The organism is Methylocystis sp. Sn-Cys, assembly GCF_016745395.1.
Taxonomy (GTDB): domain Bacteria; phylum Pseudomonadota; class Alphaproteobacteria; order Rhizobiales; family Beijerinckiaceae; genus Methylocystis; species Methylocystis iwaonis.
In genome coordinates, this window is record NZ_JAERVJ010000003.1 from 438,524 (window position 1) to 455,540 (window position 17,017).

The window sequence follows — 17,017 nt, forward strand, 5'->3', positions numbered from 1 at the left end:
CCATGACGCCGGTCAGAACATTCAGAGGCAAGACTGTCGCCCTCTTCGGCCTCGGCGGCTCGGGGCTCTCCACCGCGAAAGCTTTGATGGCGGGCGGCGCCAATGTGCGCGCCTGGGACGACGGCGAAGCGGGGCGGCTCGCCGCCGCACGGAATGGCGTGCCGCTCGAAGATTTGTCGGACAGCGACTGGTCGTCTTTCGACGCGCTGGTTCTTGCTCCCGGCGTGCCACTGACCCATCCGGAGCCGCATTGGACGGTCGCGCGCGCCCGCGCCGCCGGCGTCGAGATCATCGGCGACATCGAGCTTTTCTGCCGCGAACGCGCCGCGCATGCTGGCGGGGCGCCTTTCATCGCCATCACCGGCACCAATGGCAAATCGACGACGACGGCGCTCATTGCGCATATTCTGCGCGAAGCCGGCCGCGACGTACAGCTCGGCGGCAATATCGGCGTGCCGATCCTCGATCTCGAGCCGCCGTCGGACGAACGCATTCATGTGATCGAGTGCTCTTCCTTCCAGATCGATCTCACGCCCTCGCTCAATCCGACGATCGGCATATTGATCAATCTGACGCCCGATCACATCGACCGCCACGGCGCGATGGAGAATTACGCGGCGGTGAAGGAGCGACTCGTCGCGGGTGCCGAGGTGGCGCTGGTCGGCGTCGACGACGCCTATACGCACGCCATCGGCGCGCGCCTCTCCGCCGATCCCAAACCCGGGCAGCGCGTCATGCCGGTTTCCGCCGCGCGCCGTCTGGATTGGGGATTTTATGTCGAAGACGGCGGCGTCTATTTCCGCGAGCAAGGCCATCCGCCGGAAGAGGTCGAGCTCCTCGGCTCTTTGCAAGGCGCAAGGGCGCTACGCGGCGCGCATAATGCGCAGAATGCCGCTTTCGCCGCCGCGGCCGCCTGGGAATGCGGGTTGGAGGACGAGGAAATCGCCCGCGGCCTGCTGAGCTACCCCGGCCTGCCGCATCGCATGGAGGAGGTCGGTCGCATCGAGCGCACGCTCTTCGTGAACGACTCCAAGGCGACGAACGCCGACGCGGCCGAGAAAGCGCTCGCGAGCTTTGCCGACATCTACTGGATCATCGGCGGCAAGGCGAAGGAGGGCGGCATCGAGCCATTGCGGCCTTACTTCCCGCGCATTCGCAAGGCTTATCTCATCGGCCATGCGAGCGACGATTTCGCGCGCACGCTCGACGGGGCGCTGCCCTATGAGCGCTGCGAGACGCTCGACGTCGCGACCATGCGCGCGGCCTTCGATGCGCTCGACGGCGATGCTGCGGAGCCGATCGTGCTGCTCTCGCCCGCCTGCGCCTCGTACGACCAATTCAAGAATTTCGAGGCGCGCGGCGACGCGTTCCGCGCCCTCGTCAACGGATTGCCCGCCGTCATCGCCGCTCGCAGAGGAGAGCACCCATGATTTCGCGCGCCGAGCGAACCCCGATTTCCGATTGGGCATGGACCATTGATCGTTGGCTTCTCGCCGGCATCGCGCTTCTCATCGTGGCGGGCCTCGTCTTCGGTATGGCGGGCAGCCCGCCGGTCGCGGAGCGGCTGCATCTTTCGACCTTCCATTTCGTCAATCGCCAGGTCGCCTATCTTCTGCCGGCGCTGGCGGTGATGATCGGCGCCTCCTTCCTGTCGCCGCGCCACGTGCGCCGCGCCGCGCTCGTCGTTTTCGTCGTGTCGCTGGCGCTCGTCGTCGCGACGCTGTTCTTCGGCCAGGAAGTGAAAGGCGCGCGGCGCTGGATCTTCGGCATTCAGCCTTCGGAGTTCCTCAAGCCGTCCTTTGTCGTCGTCGTCGCCTGGGCCTTTTCGGAAGGCGCGCGGCGCAAGGACGTTCCCGGCAACTGGCTCGCGCTTCTTCTCTTCCCGGCGACGATCGGGCCGCTCGTTCTGCAGCCCGATTTCGGCCAGACCATGCTGATCTCCGTCGTCTGGGCCGCACTCTTCTTCATGGCGGGGCTGCATCTCATCTGGGTCGTCGGGCTTGGCGGCCTTGGCGCATCCGCCGCGCTGCTCGCCTACAAATTTGCGCCACATGTGCGCGCGCGCGTCGACGCCTTTCTCGAGCCGCCGCCGCCCGTCGCCGGCGTGCCGACGAACTTCCAATCCGAGACGGCGCTCGAAAGCTTCAAGGCGGGTTCCTGGTTCGGCAAGGGGCCGGGCGAAGGCACGGTCAAGCGCATCCTGCCCGACTCGCACACCGACTTCATCTTCGCGGTCATCGGCGAGGAGTTCGGCGTCATCGTCTGCATCGTGCTGGCAATGGTCTTCGCCTTCATCGTGGTGCGGGGGCTCTTCTCCGCCGCGCGCAATGAAGACCCCTTCTGCCGTTTTGCGACGGCGGGGCTCGTCATGCTCTTTGGCCTGCAAAGCTGCATCAATATGGCGGTGAACGTCCACCTCATGCCCGCCAAGGGCATGACGCTGCCTTTCGTTTCCTATGGCGGCTCGTCGCTCATCTCGCTGTCGCTCGGCATGGGCTTCCTGCTCGCCGTCACGCGCAAGCGCCCGCGCACGCGTGTGCTGACCGAGGTCGCCGCGACGAGCGGGCCTGTGCCGGCGGCGGCCTGACAATGAACGATCGGCCCATTCTTCTCGCCGCCGGCGGCACCGGCGGCCATCTCTTTCCGGCCGAGGCGCTGGCGCATGCGCTCGAAGCCCGCGGCGCTGCGGTGGAGCTTGTCACCGACGAGCGGGCGCTGGCTTATGGCGGGAGCTTTCCGGCGCGCGCGATGCATTGCATTCCCTCGGCGACGCCGCGCGGCGGCTCGCTGTTTGAGAAGGCGCGCGCCGTTGCGCAGCTTGCTTATGGCACAGCGCAGGCCGCGAAGGTCATGAGCCGGTTGCGCCCGCGCGCTGTGATCGGTTTTGGCGGCTATCCCACCGTGCCGCCGCTGCTCGCGGCGTCTTTCCTGAAAATCCCCACCGCGCTGCACGAGTCGAACGCCATCATGGGGAAGGCCAACCGCTTTCTCTCCGGCCATGTCGACAAGATCGCCGCGGGACTTCCCAATCTCGCCGTGCCGCCCGCTTTGCAAAGCAAGGTCGTCGTCACCGGCAATCCCGTGCGGCCGGCGGTGCTGGAGGCGGCGAAGCGCGCCTATCCCGATTTCGCAGACGGAACTTTCCGGCTTCTCGTCACCGGCGGCTCGCAGGGCGCGCGCGTGATGGCGGATATTGTGCCGGAGGCGATCGCCGCTCTGCCAGATCATTTGCGGTCCCGCGTCCGGCTCGTGCAGCAGACACGCGCCGAGGACATCCCCCGCGTCGAGGCGATCTATGAGAGCGCCAAGGTCGATGTGGAGATCGCGCCCTTCTTCAAAGATCTGCCGCTGCGCATTGCGCAGGCGCATTTCGTGATCGCGCGCGCGGGCGCGTCGACCGTTTCCGAGCTTGCGGTCATCGGCCGACCGTCGCTGCTGGTGCCGCTGCCGCAATCGCTCGACGGCGATCAGGCTGCAAACGCCGCCGTCATCGAACAGGCCGGCGCGGCGGAGACGGTGAAGCAAAGCGACTTCTCGCCGGCCTTCCTGACTGCGCGTCTCGCGGAGATCATCGACGCCCCGCAGGCGCTCGCGCAAAAAGCTGAAGCCGCCAAGCGCGTCGGCGTCGCCGACGCGGCCGAACGTCTGGCCGATCTGATTTTGAACGTGGCCCAAAGCCGCGCGCCTTAAGGAGACACATTGGAATGAAACTGCCGCGCGATCTCGGCCCCATTCACTTTGTCGGCATCGGCGGCATCGGCATGTCGGGCATCGCCGAAGTGCTGCTCAATCTCGGCTACACGGTGCAGGGCTCGGACGCCGCCGAAAACGCTAATGTGAAGCGTCTCGCCGAAAAGGGCGCCAGGGTCTTCGTCGGCCATGACGCGAAGAATCTGGCCGAAGCCGCCGTCGTCGTCGTCTCGACCGCGATCAAGCGCGACAATCCCGAGCTGGTAGCGGCGCGCGAGAAGCGCCTGCCTGTGGTGCGCCGCGCCGAAATGCTCGCGGAGCTGATGCGCCTCAAGCAATGCGTCGCCATCGCCGGCACGCATGGCAAGACGACGACCACGTCTCTCGTCGCAACGCTGCTAGACGCCGGCGGGCTCGATCCGACCGTCATCAATGGCGGCATCATCAACGCCTATGGCACCAATGCGCGACTGGGCGCCGGCGATTGGATGGTGGTCGAGGCTGATGAGAGCGACGGCACCTTTTTGAAGCTCCCCGCCGACGTCGCGATCGTCACCAATATCGATCCCGAGCATCTCGATCACTTCCACACTTTCGACGCGATCAAGGAAGCCTTCCGCGCCTTTATCGAAAACCTGCCTTTCTACGGTTTCGCGGTGATGTGTCTCGATCATCCGACCGTGCAGGAGCTCGTCGGCAAGATCGAGGATCGGCGCGTCTTCACCTATGGCGAAAATCCGCAGGCCGACGTCCGGCTGCTGGACGTCAATCTCGAAGGCGGCGTGTCGCGCTTCAACGTGCTGTTGCGCGACCGCAAGACCGCGCAGGCCACCTACCTCGAAAACCTGCTGCTGCCGATGCCGGGCCATCACAATGCGCTGAACGCGACGGCGGCCATCACTGTCGCCTATCAGCTCGGCCTGTCGCCGGATCAGATCCGCAAGGCGCTCGCGGGCTTCGGCGGGGTCAAGCGCCGCTTCACGCGCACGGGCGAATGGAATGGCGTGCAGGTGTTCGACGATTACGGTCATCATCCGGTCGAGATCGGCGCCGTGTTGCGCGCCGCGCGCGCGTCCACCAAGGGCAAGGTCATCGCAGTGATGCAGCCGCATCGCTATACGCGCCTGCAATCGCTTTTCGACGCCTTCGCCACCTGCTTCAACGACGCGGATGTTGTTATCGTGGCCGATGTCTATGCGGCGGGCGAGCAGCCGATCGCGGGCGTCGATCGCGACGCGCTGGTCAACGCCATTCGCGCGCATGGCCATCGCCGCGCCGTGAGTCTGCCGTCGCCGGAAGTGCTGCCGGCCATGGTGCGGGAGATCGTGGCGCCGGGCGATTATGTCGTGTGTCTCGGCGCGGGGAACATCACGCAATGGGCCTATGCGCTGCCGGAGCAGCTTGCGGCGGGCGGGCAGGCGTGAGGATGCGGCGGTTTACCCCCTCCCTGTCCCTCCCCCGCAAGCGGGAGAGGGGACGCTCGCGATCCGCATTGTGGATGAAGACCCGCGCCTGCTCCCTCTCCCGCGAAGCGGGGGAGGGGTGGGGAGGGGGCCTATGACCTTCCGCGATCTCACCCCCGACATCGCGCCCCTCCTGCCCGAGTTGCGCGGCAAACTCTCCGCCAATGAGCCGCTCGCGCCTTACACATGGTTTCGCGTCGGCGGACCGGCGCAGCTTCTCTTCATGCCGGCGGATGAGGCGGACCTCGCTTATTTCCTCTCACGTCTGCCAAGCGACATCCCCGTCACCGTCATCGGGCTCGGCTCCAATCTCATCGTGCGCGACGGCGGCGTCGCGGGCGCGGTTATCCGGCTCTCGGCGAAGGGCTTCGGCGAGATTGCCGTCGAAGAAAACGCGCGTCTGCGTATCGGTGCCGCCGTTCCGGATGTGAAAGCCGCGCGCGCCGCTGCGGACGCCGGCATTGATGGTCTCGCTTTCTATCGCGGCATTCCTGGCGCCATCGGCGGCGCGCTGCGCATGAACGCCGGCGCACATGGCGGCGAGACGAAAGATACGCTCATCGAAGCGCGCGGCGTCGATCGCGCGGGCAACATCTGCGCCTTCGCCAACGCCGATATGGGCTACAGCTACCGCCACTGCTCGGCGCCGGCGGATGTTATTTTCACGCAGGCGCTGTTTCAGGGCCGGCCCGGCGACAGCACGGCGATCCTCGCCGAGATGGATCGCATCACGCAGGCGCGCGAGGCTTCGCAGCCCATCAAGGAAAAGACCGGCGGCTCGACCTTCAAGAATCCCGAAGGCCACAAGGCCTGGCAATTGATCGACGCCGCCGGCTGCCGCGGCCTCGTCGTGGGCGATGCGCAGGTGAGCGAGATGCATTGCAATTTCCTCATCAACCGCGGCGCCGCCACCGCCGCCGACATCGAAAATCTCGGCGAGACGGTGCGGGCCCGCGTCTTGGAGACGAGCGGCGTGGAGCTGCACTGGGAGATCAAAAGGATCGGCGTCGCTTAGATGAAAGCGGACACGCCGGGCGCCGACGCGGCCTCGAAGCTCGAGGCGATCCTTGCGAGTCCCTGGACGACGCTTGCCCTGGTCTTGATTGCAATCGGCCAGCAGATCGCCGGCCATCTCGATTGCGACGTGTCCTGGTTCATCACTTTTGCCGAGCGATATGTCGACGGCGCTGTTCCCTATGTCGACATCACCGATCCAAACCCCCCGGCGTCCTTTCTCGTTCTGGCGCCGGCGATCAGACTGGCCCGCGCTCTGGGCCTTGCGGTCGAGCCGGTCGTCGCCGGGCTCGTGTTCTTCGCGGCCTTCCTCGCGATTGCGTTCAGCGCTTTGATCTTGCGATCCGGCGCCCCGCGCACGCGCGAGGAATGGGGGCTTATCGCGAACCTGTCGGTTTTCCTGCTGCTCGTCGCGCCTGCTTTGGCTTTCGCGGAACGCGAGCATCTGGCGCTTCTGGCGCTGGCGCCTTTGCTTGCGACATTGGCGGCGTCAGCCGAGGGCGGGCGCGTCGCCCGGCCGTTGCGCATCCTCGCAGGTCTCGGCGGCGGGCTTGCGGTCTGCTTCAAGCCCTTTTTCGCGCTCGCGATCATCGCGCCGGCGCTCGCCCTTGCGTTTCGCGAACGCTCGCCGCGCCTGCTGCTGACGGCGGAAATGGCGAGCGCCGTCGGCGTCTGCGTCGCCTATGGCGTCGCGACCCTCGTGTTTTTCCCGGGCTACGCGCATTACGCGCTGCCCGTGATCGCGGATGTTTATCAGCCGTCGCGCGAAACGACGGCCAATCTCGCCTTCCGCTCGCTCGCGCCTGTCAACCTCGCGCTTCTCGGCGCGCTTTTGATCGCCTCGGCGCGTGGCGTGGCGCCCGCCGCCGTGCGGGTCTGCGCCTTCGCCTCGGCCGCCTTTCTCGCAAGCTTTTTCTTGCAGGGGAAAGGCTGGATGAATCACGCCTATCCGGGCGTCGTGCTGGCGCTTCTCGCCTGGAGCCTGTTCGCGCTCGGCGACGATCCGCGCGCCAAGGCCGCGCGGGAAGGGCGGCTCTTCAAATTCGTCTTCCTGCCTGTGCTGATCGCCGCGCCCTTCGAGTTCGGCGCTCACATGCTTTGGGTCAACGCCGAGGAGTACCCCGGCCTGCGCGCGGCGATCGAACGTGTTGCGCCGTCGCATCCGCGTGTGATCGCCTTGGCGCGCCAGCTCGACTTCGGCCATCCCGTGACGCGCCAGCTCGGCGGCCTCTGGGTCGGCCGCCCCAATGCGCTATGGGTCGCGAGCTTCGCCGCCTATCTCTCGAAGGGCGCCGTCGACCCGGCGCGGCGCGCGCTGCTGCAAGACTATCGCCGTCGCGATCTCGCCGGATTTGCCGAGGATGTTCGTCTGCGCAAGCCCGACGTCATCATCGTCGAGGATAAAGAGACGCGCGAGTGGGCGATCAAGCAGCCGGAGTGCGCCACTGTCCTCGACGCCTATGAGAAAACCGGGCAATCCGAGGAAATCGAAATCTGGACCCGCAAGAGGCGGGACGCCGTTGCGCCGTCTCCGGGGGCGGCATAGCTTCGGCCGGGTAAGGGATTCGGGCGCGGCCCGATCAACGCGCGCCAGAGGCGAGACGTTCTCTTCCGCTCTGTCTTGGCGCCAATCAAGAGATCGACATGACCAAACACGTCGCCGTGCTGATGGGCGGACTCTCCGCCGAACGCGAAGTCTCTTTGCGCTCAGGCGCGGCCTGCGCCAAAGCGCTGGAGGAGCAGGGCTACCGCGTGACTCAGGTCGACGTCGGCCATGACGTCGCGAGCGTGCTGGCGTCGCTCAAGCCAGACGTGGCCTTCAACGCCCTGCACGGAAAATTCGGCGAGGACGGCTGTATTCAGGGCGTGCTCGAATTACTGGGCATTCCCTATACGCATTCGGGCGTGCTCGCTTCCTCGCTCGCGATGAAGAAGGACGTGGCCAAGGTCGTGATGGCGGCCGCCGGCGTTCCCGTGCCCAAAGGCCGCGTCGTGCATCGTCTGGAGGCGGCGAAGGCGCATGTGCTGCCGCCGCCCTATGTGCTGAAGCCCGTCTCGGAGGGCTCCTCCTTCGGCGTCTTCATCGTCAGGGAGGACCAGGCCCATCCGCCGCAGGAGCTGATGCGGGAAGATTGGGCGCATGGCGATCTGATGCTCGCCGAACAATTCGTGGCGGGGCGGGAACTTACCTGCGCCGTGATGGGAGACCGCGCGCTCGATGTGATCGAGATTCTCGCCGCTGACGGCGGCTGGTACGACTACCACGCGAAATACGCGAAAGGCGGTTCAAAACACGTTATTCCCGCGAATCTTAAACAAAATATTTACCAAGAGGTTCAACATTTAGCCATCGAGGCTCATCGGGCTCTCGGTTGCCGCGGCGTCAGCCGCGCGGACTTCAGATATGACGATCGCCCCGATGGAACGGGCGAGCTTGTCGTGTTGGAAGTCAATACGCAGCCGGGAATGACGGAGACCTCGCTCGTGCCAGATATGGCGGCTTATGCAGGTTTATCGTTCGGCGAGCTTGTGAAATGGATGGTGGAGAACGCATCCTGCGATCGTTGAGGGAGTCGCTCGCGACTTCCCTCCCGCCTGTACATTTTTCGCTCGCCCAGCCCGAGGCGGCTGTCGCGGGCGCCTCCTACGCCAGCGCCGCCGCCACCGCCGATCTTCCGCCCCAGCCGCCGCATCGCCGCGACGATGGGCCGTCCGCGCTGCAGCGCTACGCCTTTCTTGCACGCCCGGGCGTCGGCCTGGCCGCCGTGCTTCTTCTCTTTGGTTGCGTCGGCCTTGCCGGCGCCTTGCAGAACGGCGGCTATGACGCGCTGATCCGGCGCGAAGGCCAGCCCTGGGACATTGCCGCCCGCGCTTTCGGTTTCGATATTTCCGCGGTGACCATCACCGGGCAGTCGCGGCTGACCGAAAATGAGCTTTTGGACGCCGCGGGAGTCACGCCGCGCCAGTCGCTGCTCTTTCTCGACGCCGGCGCCGTCCGCGAGCGCTTGCTGGCCATCCCGCTGGTGAAGACCGCGCGGGTGATGAAGCTTTATCCCAACCGTCTCGTCGTCGCGATCGAGGAGCGCCGGCCGCAAGCGCTTTGGCAGCGCGACGGCCGCATCTCGGTTGTTTCCGATGACGGCGTCGCGATCGACGAGCTGCGCGACGAGCGCTACCTCGGCTTGCCCTTCGTTGTCGGCGAGGGCGCGCAGAAGCGTCTGCCGGAATTCCTGGCGATCAGAGAGGGCATGGGCGATCTCGCGCAGCGCGTGAAGGCCGGCGTTCTCGTCGCCAACCGCCGTTGGGACATCGAGATGACCAATGGCGTGATCGTGAAATTGCCGGAAGCCGATCCGGGCCGCGCCATCGGCGCCCTGATCCGCCTGCAGCGCGAGGCGCGCATTCTCGACAAAGACGTCATGGCCATCGATTTGCGCGCGGCCGACCGCGTCACGGTGCGCCTGACGGAGGAAGCCGCTGCGGCGCGAGAAGCGGCGTTGCCCCATAAAACCAAGAAGGCTGGTGGGTAGAGTCATGAAGTCCCAGCTTGTTCCCCCCCGTCTCAAGCCGCTCTCGCCGCGCCGCGCCGCGACGTTCGGCGTGCTCGACATCGGCACGTCGAAGATCGCTTGCCTGATCGCGCGCCTGACGCCGGTCGGCGACGTTGCGCCGCGCGACTGGCGGACGCATCGCATCCGCGTCATCGGCATCGGCCACCAGCGCTCGCTCGGCGTGAAGCATGGCCTCGTGATCGACATGGACGCGGCCGAGCGCGCCATCCGGCAGACGGTGGACGCCGCCGAGCGCATGGCCGGAACGCAAATCGATCATGTGATCGTCACCGCGTCGGGCGGCCGTCTCGCATCCGAACATTTCGCCGCGAAGCGCGCGATCGGCGGCCGTGAGGTCGCGGAAAGCGATATTCATCGCGTGCTCGAAGCCTCCGCCGCGCATCATCTGCATCGCGGCCGCGTCGCCGTGCATTCGATCCCGACTGGCTTCTCGCTCGACGGCGTGCCGGACATTCGCGAGCCCAAGGATATGATCGGCGACGAACTCGGCGTCGATCTCCATGTGGCAAGCTGCGATCAGGCGGCGGTTCGCAATCTCGTCCTCGCGGCGGAGCGCGGCCATCTCGGCGTGGAAGGCATGGCCGCTGCGCCTTACGCAGCCGGCCTGTCGGCGCTCGAGCCCGACGAGGCGGAAATGGGCGTCGTCCTCATCGACATGGGCGCCGGCTCGACCTCGCTCGCGGTTTTCGCCCGCGGAAAGCTGACCCATCTCGACGCCGTGACGCTCGGCGGCAATCACGTCACCATGGACATTGCCCGCGGCCTCGACGCGCGCCTTGCCGACGCCGAGCGCCTGAAGACCTTCCACGGCTCGGCGATCTCGTCTTCCTCCGACGAGCGCGAGACGGTGTCCTTCGATCATGTCGGCGAGAGCGGCCGTCACAAGCACTATGCGCCCAAGTCGCATCTCGTGCGGATCATTCGTCCCCGCATCGAGGAGACGTTCGAATTCCTGCGCGACCGGCTCGCGCGCGCCGGCTATCCGTCCGGCCCCAACCGCCGCATCGTGCTCACCGGCGGCGCTTGTCAGCTCACCGGCGCGGCCGAGTGCGCGCGGTCGATTCTCGGCGGGCAAGTGCGCATCGGTCGCCCGATCGGAGTCGACGGGCTTCCCGATCCGGCGCGCAGCCCCGCATTCGCGGCGGCGGCGGGATTGCTCGTCTACCCGCAGGTCGCGGGGCGCGAATATTTCGAGCCCCACCGCGGCGAAAGGTTTGCGACGGGTACGGATGGTTACATGTCGCGAGTGGGTAGATGGTTAAAGGAAAGCTTCTAGAATCGCAGCAAGTGATTCTCTCTACCGAAGCGATTCGGCCTGTCGAGACGGGCCTCTGCGTAAAGTTACCGAGGACGACGCGTTCGGCGACGGGGCGTCCAAGGAAAGGACAACCGACGCCGATGAGCTGTGTTAATTCCGAGAGGCCTGGCAAATGACGATCAATCTCAAAGCGCCCGAACTGAGGGAACTCAAGCCCCGAATCATGGTCTGCGGCGTGGGCGGGGGCGGCTGCAACGCCGTCAACAACATGATCACGTCTGGCCTGTCGGGCGTCGATTTTCTGGTCGCCAATACCGACGCTCAGGCGCTTGCCTCTTCTTCCGCCGAGCGCGTGATTCAGATGGGCCTGCAGGTGACGGAAGGTCTCGGCGCCGGCGCCCAGCCGGAAGTCGGCCGCGCCGCCGCTGAGGAAGCCCGCGAGGAGATTCGCGAGCATCTGCAGGGCGCGCATATGTGCTTCGTCACCGCCGGCATGGGCGGCGGCACTGGCACGGGCGCCGCGCCGGTCATCGCGCAGATCGCGCGCGAGATGGGAATCCTCACTGTCGGCGTCGTGACCAAGCCGTTCCATTTCGAGGGTCAGCGCCGCCTGCGCATCGCCGACGCTGGCATTGGCGAGCTGCAGAAATGCGTCGACACGCTGATCGTCATCCCGAACCAGAATCTCTTCCGCATCGCGACGGAGAAGACGACCTTCGCCGACGCCTTCGCCATGGCGGATCAGGTGCTCTATTCGGGCGTGGCCTCGGTCACTGACCTCATGGTCAAGGAAGGCCTCATCAATCTCGACTTCGCCGATGTGCGCTCGATCATGCGCGGCATGGGCAAGGCGATGATGGGCACGGGCGAGGCGACCGGCGAGCGCCGCGCCAATCTTGCGGCCGAAGCGGCGATCGCCAATCCGCTGCTCGACGAAGTGTCGATGAAGGGCGCGCGCGGCCTGCTGATCTCGATCACCGGCGGCCACGACCTCACGCTTTATGAAGTCGACGAGGCGGCGAGCCGCATCCGTCAGGAGGTCGACGAGGACGCCAACATCATCCTCGGCGCCACTTTCGATTCCTCGCTCGAAGGCGTCATCCGCGTGTCGGTCGTCGCGACGGGCATCGATCTCGCTGCGATCACGGCCGAGGATCCGACGAGCCAGAGCCGGATGGCCGAGGCCGCCGAGCGGCTGCGCCAGCAGTTGCACGCCAAGTCGCAACCGGCGCCCGTCGCCGAGGCCGCCCCTTCGGCCCAGATTTACGCGATGCCGGAACGCGCGCCCGCGCCCGCCTATCAGCCCGAGATGCGCGAAGCGGCGCCGGCTCCTGTCTATTATGCCGAGCCGGCCCCGGCTGCGCCCGCCCATATGACGACGAACGGCGTCTATCTGGAGCCGGTCGCCGCGCGTCCGGCCTATGTCGAGCCGATGCCGGAGCCCGCGCCACGCATGGCTGCGGAGCCAGCCGCGGCGCCTTATGTGCCGCCGGCGCCCGAGATGCCGCGCACCCCGCGCATGCCGTCGCTCGAGGATTTCCCGCGGCCGGTGCAGGATCAGATTCGTCAGCACCACGCCGAGGCGTCGCAGGACCCACGTCGTAAATCGATCTTCGAGCGCCTCGCCTCCTTCGGCGCGAGCCGGCAGGAAGACGCGATGCAGGCCGCTCCCGCCGCGCCTTATCCCCAGGCCCCAATGCCGCCCCGCGCGCCGCAGCCTTCTCCGGCGCATGCGGAATATGGCAAGCGCCCCGCGGCGCCTGCGCCGCAGGCGCCGGGTCACGCCGGGCTCGACACCCATGGCCGCCGCGCCCCCGCGCCGCGTCCGGTGGAGGAAGACCATCTCGAAATCCCGGCTTTCCTGCGCCGGCAATCGAACCACTGAGCTGCTTTGCAGCTTCGCAAAGGCCCGCCAGCGCGGGCCTTTGTCTTTTTTGCGCGTGGCTTGTAACAAACGGTAGCAAACCGTTACTGGAGCCTTGCCACGCCCCTGGGATAAGAATTATCCAGTAAGTGGCTCTAACTTGGGCCTGTTCCAGCCTTCGCCGGGAGGATCCCCTCATTCGCCCGAAGTCTCGCGCCCAGACATCGCTTGCGCGTTCCGTCACGCTCAGCGGCCGCGGCGTCCATAGCGACACGCCAGCGCGTCTCACGCTCTCGCCTTCCGCCGCCGATTCCGGAATCGTCTTCAGCGTCGAAGGCGCCGACATCCTTGCCGACTGGCGCAGCGTCGACGCCACGCAATTGCGCACGCGGCTGTCGGGCGAGGGCGCGCGCGTCTCGACCGTCGAACATCTGCTGGCGGCGCTCGCCGGCCTTGGCGTCGACAACGCCCTTGTCGAGATCGAGGGCGCGGAAGTCCCGGCTATGGACGGCTCCGCTCGCGCCTTTGTCGCCGCGCTCGACGAGGCGGGGCTGGTCGAGCTGGCCGCGCCGCGCCGCTTTCTGCGCGTCACTGCGCCCGTGCGCGTCTCCGACGGCGCCGGCTGGGCCGAGCTGACGCCAGCGGACGGCGTGCTCAGCCTCGACGTCGAAATCGCTTTCGAGGGCCGCATCGGCCGGCAGCGCCGCGCTTTGAAACTCACGCCCGAAACCTTCCGCCGCGAGCTCGCGGGCGCCCGCAGCTTCGGCTTCCTGCGCGACGCCGAGCGACTGTGGCGCGGCGGCCTCGCGCTCGGCGCCTCGCTCGAAAATACAGTGGTGCTCGACGGCGAGACCGTGCTCAATTCCGAGGGGCTGCGTTACGTCGACGAATTCGTTCGCCATAAAATGCTCGACGTCGTGGGAGACCTCGCGCTCGCCGGCGCGCCGATCCTGGGGGCGTTCCGCTCCTTCAGAGGCGGGCATGCGCTGAATGTGGCGCTGGTGCAAACGGCGATGCGCCAAGGCGCGCTGGAATTGGTCGAGCGCCATGTTGTCGCGGAGCGGCCGGCGGCGTCTTTCGCCATAATCTCGCCAGAACAAAGTCCTTCCTAATATCTGCACAATCCGTCGCCGCGCGCCGCCAGCGCCGGGACGGCTCGGCCTTGGTGCGTTTTCCTCTCGCTCACGCGTAATGGTGCGAGCGAGAGGAAAACCCGCCAAAGCCTGGAGCGCATTCTCGTTGCAAAAGCCTGTCTACTTTTGCGGGATGTGCGCTGGAGCGACGCCGTGAGTGGCGGGACATGGCGGTTTAGGCTAATAGGTTTCAGAGCGCGGCGCGGTCGTCGCTCGTTGCCGCAAGGGGCGCTTCATATGTCGGTTTTCGCTGCTTCTTTCCGTTCTTCCGCCATGCTCGCAGCATTGGCGGCCCTGACCCTTTCGGTCGCGCCGGCGCGTGCGGACATCATGGATACGATCACGAGCGGCTTTGGCCTTTTGGGCGGCGGCGAGAAATATAAGACGGAAATTACCCCGGACATTCCAGCCGACGACCTCTACAACCAGGGCCTCGCCAGGCTGAAGGCCAAGGACTACGAGAAGGCGGCGAAGAGATTCGGCGAGGTGGAGAAAAACTATCCCTCGTCAGAATGGTCGCGCAAGGCGCTGCTGATGACCGTCTTCACGCAATATGAGAAGCCGGCTTATGACGAAGCCGTCCAGGCGGCGCAGCGTTACATCGGCCTTTATCCGAATTCGCCCGACACGCCTTATGTCTTTTATCTCGCCGGCATGAGCTACTATAACCAGGTGCCGGACGTGATGCGCGACCAGTCTTCGGCTGAAAAGGCGCTGCAGATTTTCTCCGAGCTGATCCAGAAATACCCCAAGTCCGAATATGTCGCCGACGCCAAATACAAAATGGGCGTGGCGCGCGACCAGCTCGCCGCCAAGGAAATGCAGGTCGGTCGCTTCTATCTGACGCGTAAGAATTACCCGGCGGCGATCAACCGTTTCCACGACGTGCTCGGCAAATATCAGACGACTCGCCATACGGAAGAAGCGCTCTACCGCCTGACGGAAGCCTATCTCGCTATGGGCGTCACCAATGAGGCGCAGACGGCGGCGGCGATCCTTGGCCATAACTACCCGGATTCGCAATGGTACAAGGACGCGCACGCCTTGCTGAAAACGGGCGGTCTGGAGCCGCATGAATATAGCGATTCCTGGCTCTCCAAGGTCGGCAAGACGCTGCACGCGATCTAACCAATTTGGACCGCGAGCCTTCAGGCTCGCCTCTTAAAAATGCGCGCCTAAAGGCGCGCGGTCCCCGATTGATTTCGTCGCAGGGCGTGCCAACCTTGGCGCGTCGGCGAATCGCGCCCTTCCGCCATCGGGCGGCAGGGCTGTTGCATGCGGTTCGCGCGCCGGAGCGATAAAGTCAGCGTCATGCTCACCCGCCTGTCCATTCGCGATATCGTGCTCATCGACGCGCTCGATCTCGATTTCGGGCAGGGGCTGACGACGCTCACCGGCGAGACGGGCGCCGGCAAATCCATTCTGCTCGACGCATTTGTGCTGGCGCTCGGCGGGCGCGGCGACGCCTCGCTCGTGCGCGCGGGCAGCGAACAAGGCCAGGTGACGGCCGTCTTCGATCTTGCCCCGGATCATCCCGCGCATCTCGCCGCGCGCGAATTCGGCCTCGCCAGCGAAGACGAAATGGTGCTGCGCCGGGTGCAGGCGGCGGATGGGCGCACGCGCGCCTTCGTCAATGATCAGCCGGCGACGGCGCAGGCGCTTCGCGCCATCGGCCGCGAGCTGGTGGAAATCCATTGCCAGCACGACGATCGCGCGCTTGTCGATCCGAGCGCCCATCGCACGCTGGTTGACGCCCATGGCGGGCTGCTCGGTCAGGCCACTGAGGTGCGCGGCAGGCACAGCGCCTGGCAGGCGGCGCGGCGCGCTCTGGCCGATGAGGAGGCGCGCATCGCCAAGGCCCGCGCCGACGCCGATTATCTGCGCCACGCCCATGAGGAGCTGACCAAGCTCGCCCCCGAGCCGGGCGAGGAGGAGACGCTCGCCGAACGCCGGCTGTTCATGCAGCGCGCCGAGAAGGTCGCGACCGACATTCGCGACGCGCTCGCCGTTTTCGCGGATGACCGGGCTCCGGCCGTCGAAATCGGCCACGCCGCGCGCCGGCTGGAACGCCGGCTGACGCAGGCGCCGCAAATATTGGAGCCGCCGGCCAAGGCGATGGCGCAGGCCGTCGACGCCTTGTCGCTCGCTGAGCAGGCGCTGGAGCAGGCGCTCGCCGAAACGCGTTTCGATCCGGCGGAGTTGGAGCGCGTCGAGGAGCGGCTCTTCGCGCTGCGCGGGGCGGCGCGCAAATATCAGGTGGGCATTCCGGAGCTGCCGAAGCTCGCCGAGAAATTTGCGGGAGACATTGCGGCGCTCGACGCCTCGGAAGCGCGGCTGACCAAGCTCGCTCAGGAGCTGGAGACGGCGAAGACCGCCTATGACGCGGCCGCGCGCGCGCTCTCCGCCGCCCGCCAGAAGGCGGCGAAAAAGCTCGACGCGCTGGTCGACGCCGAGCTGAAGCCTTTGAAGCTGGAGGGCGCGCATTTTTCGACGCAGGTGACGAGCGAGCCCGAGAACGGCGGATCGGAGGGGATCGACCGCGTCGAATTCTGGGTGCAAACCAATCCCGGCTCGCGTCCCGGGCCGCTGACCAAGGTGGCGTCAGGCGGCGAGCTTGCGCGCTTCATGCTGGCCTTGAAGGTCGTGCTTGCCGATCGTGGCTCCGCCCCGACGCTGGTGTTCGACGAGATCGACACCGGGGTCGGCGGCGCCGTAGCCGACGCCATCGGCCAGCGACTCGCGCGGCTCGCGGGCAAGGCCCAGGTGCTCGCGGTGACGCATGCGCCCCAGGTCGCCGCTCGCGCCAGCCGCCATTTGCGAATCAGCAAGGGCGCGTCAAGCAAGGGCAAGGAGAAGCGGGTGGCGACGAGCGTCGCCGTGCTTGCCGAGGCCGAGCGGCGGGAGGAGATCGCGCGGATGCTGTCCGGCGCGGCGATCACCGACGAAGCGCGCGCGGCGGCGATGCGGTTGCTGGAAGGGGCGGGGTAGCGGTTACGGTCGTCCACCGCCGTCATTGCGAGCGA

At 66.5% G+C, this 17,017-nt stretch carries 13 protein-coding genes; all 13 read left to right on the top strand.

The window, feature by feature from the left end; translation table 11 throughout:
* Window positions 1-2 precede the first annotated feature (2 nt).
* The 13 genes from murD to recN all read left to right on the top strand — a co-directional run bounded on the left by murD (window position 3) and on the right by recN (window position 16,982).
* On the top strand, window positions 3-1,430 hold the full coding sequence (gene murD / locus JJT62_RS09155; RefSeq protein WP_202072397.1) for a UDP-N-acetylmuramoyl-L-alanine--D-glutamate ligase: 1,428 nt from the start codon (window positions 3-5) through the stop codon (window positions 1,428-1,430).
* A complete protein-coding gene (locus tag JJT62_RS09160; protein ID WP_202072398.1) occupies window positions 1,427-2,587 on the top strand; it encodes an FtsW/RodA/SpoVE family cell cycle protein in 1,161 nt (386 codons plus the stop codon). The genes murD and JJT62_RS09160 overlap by 4 nt, the downstream gene beginning before the upstream one ends.
* Window positions 2,588-2,589: 2 nt before the next feature.
* Entirely contained in the window at window positions 2,590-3,690 is a 1,101-nt protein-coding gene (murG, locus tag JJT62_RS09165) for an undecaprenyldiphospho-muramoylpentapeptide beta-N-acetylglucosaminyltransferase (protein ID WP_202072399.1), read from the top strand.
* Window positions 3,691-3,704: 14 nt separating this feature from the next.
* Window positions 3,705-5,114 carry a UDP-N-acetylmuramate--L-alanine ligase gene (murC, locus tag JJT62_RS09170; RefSeq protein ID WP_202072400.1) on the top strand — a complete coding sequence of 470 codons (1,410 nt, stop codon included), beginning with the start codon at window positions 3,705-3,707 and terminating at the stop codon, window positions 5,112-5,114.
* Window positions 5,115-5,247: 133 nt separating this feature from the next.
* The gene (gene murB, locus JJT62_RS09175) at window positions 5,248-6,168 is read left to right on the top strand and encodes a UDP-N-acetylmuramate dehydrogenase (protein ID WP_202072401.1); all 921 of its coding nucleotides are present in this window, start codon (window positions 5,248-5,250) and stop codon (window positions 6,166-6,168) included.
* Window positions 6,169-7,713, top strand: a complete 1,545-nt coding sequence (locus tag JJT62_RS09180; RefSeq protein ID WP_202072402.1) for a hypothetical protein — start codon at window positions 6,169-6,171, stop codon at window positions 7,711-7,713.
* Window positions 7,714-7,811: 98 nt separating this feature from the next.
* Window positions 7,812-8,735, top strand: coding sequence for a D-alanine--D-alanine ligase (locus tag JJT62_RS09185; RefSeq protein WP_202072403.1), 924 nt, complete (start codon window positions 7,812-7,814; stop codon window positions 8,733-8,735).
* Window positions 8,702-9,697: a cell division protein FtsQ/DivIB gene (locus JJT62_RS09190; RefSeq protein ID WP_202072404.1), complete on the top strand. Its 996-nt coding sequence runs from the start codon at window positions 8,702-8,704 to the stop codon at window positions 9,695-9,697. The genes JJT62_RS09185 and JJT62_RS09190 overlap by 34 nt, the downstream gene beginning before the upstream one ends.
* Before the next feature lie 4 nt (window positions 9,698-9,701).
* Entirely contained in the window at window positions 9,702-11,015 is a 1,314-nt protein-coding gene (gene ftsA, locus JJT62_RS09195) for a cell division protein FtsA (RefSeq protein WP_202072405.1), read from the top strand.
* Window positions 11,016-11,169: 154 nt separating this feature from the next.
* Window positions 11,170-12,882 carry a cell division protein FtsZ gene (gene ftsZ / locus JJT62_RS09200; protein WP_202072406.1) on the top strand — a complete coding sequence of 571 codons (1,713 nt, stop codon included), beginning with the start codon at window positions 11,170-11,172 and terminating at the stop codon, window positions 12,880-12,882.
* Window positions 12,883-13,010: 128 nt separating this feature from the next.
* Window positions 13,011-13,973, top strand: coding sequence for a UDP-3-O-acyl-N-acetylglucosamine deacetylase (lpxC, locus tag JJT62_RS09205; RefSeq protein ID WP_370568508.1), 963 nt, complete (start codon window positions 13,011-13,013; stop codon window positions 13,971-13,973).
* A gap of 258 nt (window positions 13,974-14,231) precedes the next feature.
* Entirely contained in the window at window positions 14,232-15,122 is an 891-nt protein-coding gene (locus JJT62_RS09210; protein WP_202072407.1) for an outer membrane protein assembly factor BamD, read from the top strand.
* Between the two features lie 183 nt (window positions 15,123-15,305).
* Entirely contained in the window at window positions 15,306-16,982 is a 1,677-nt protein-coding gene (gene recN / locus JJT62_RS09215) for a DNA repair protein RecN (RefSeq protein WP_202072408.1), read from the top strand.
* Window positions 16,983-17,017: the final 35 nt, after the last annotated feature.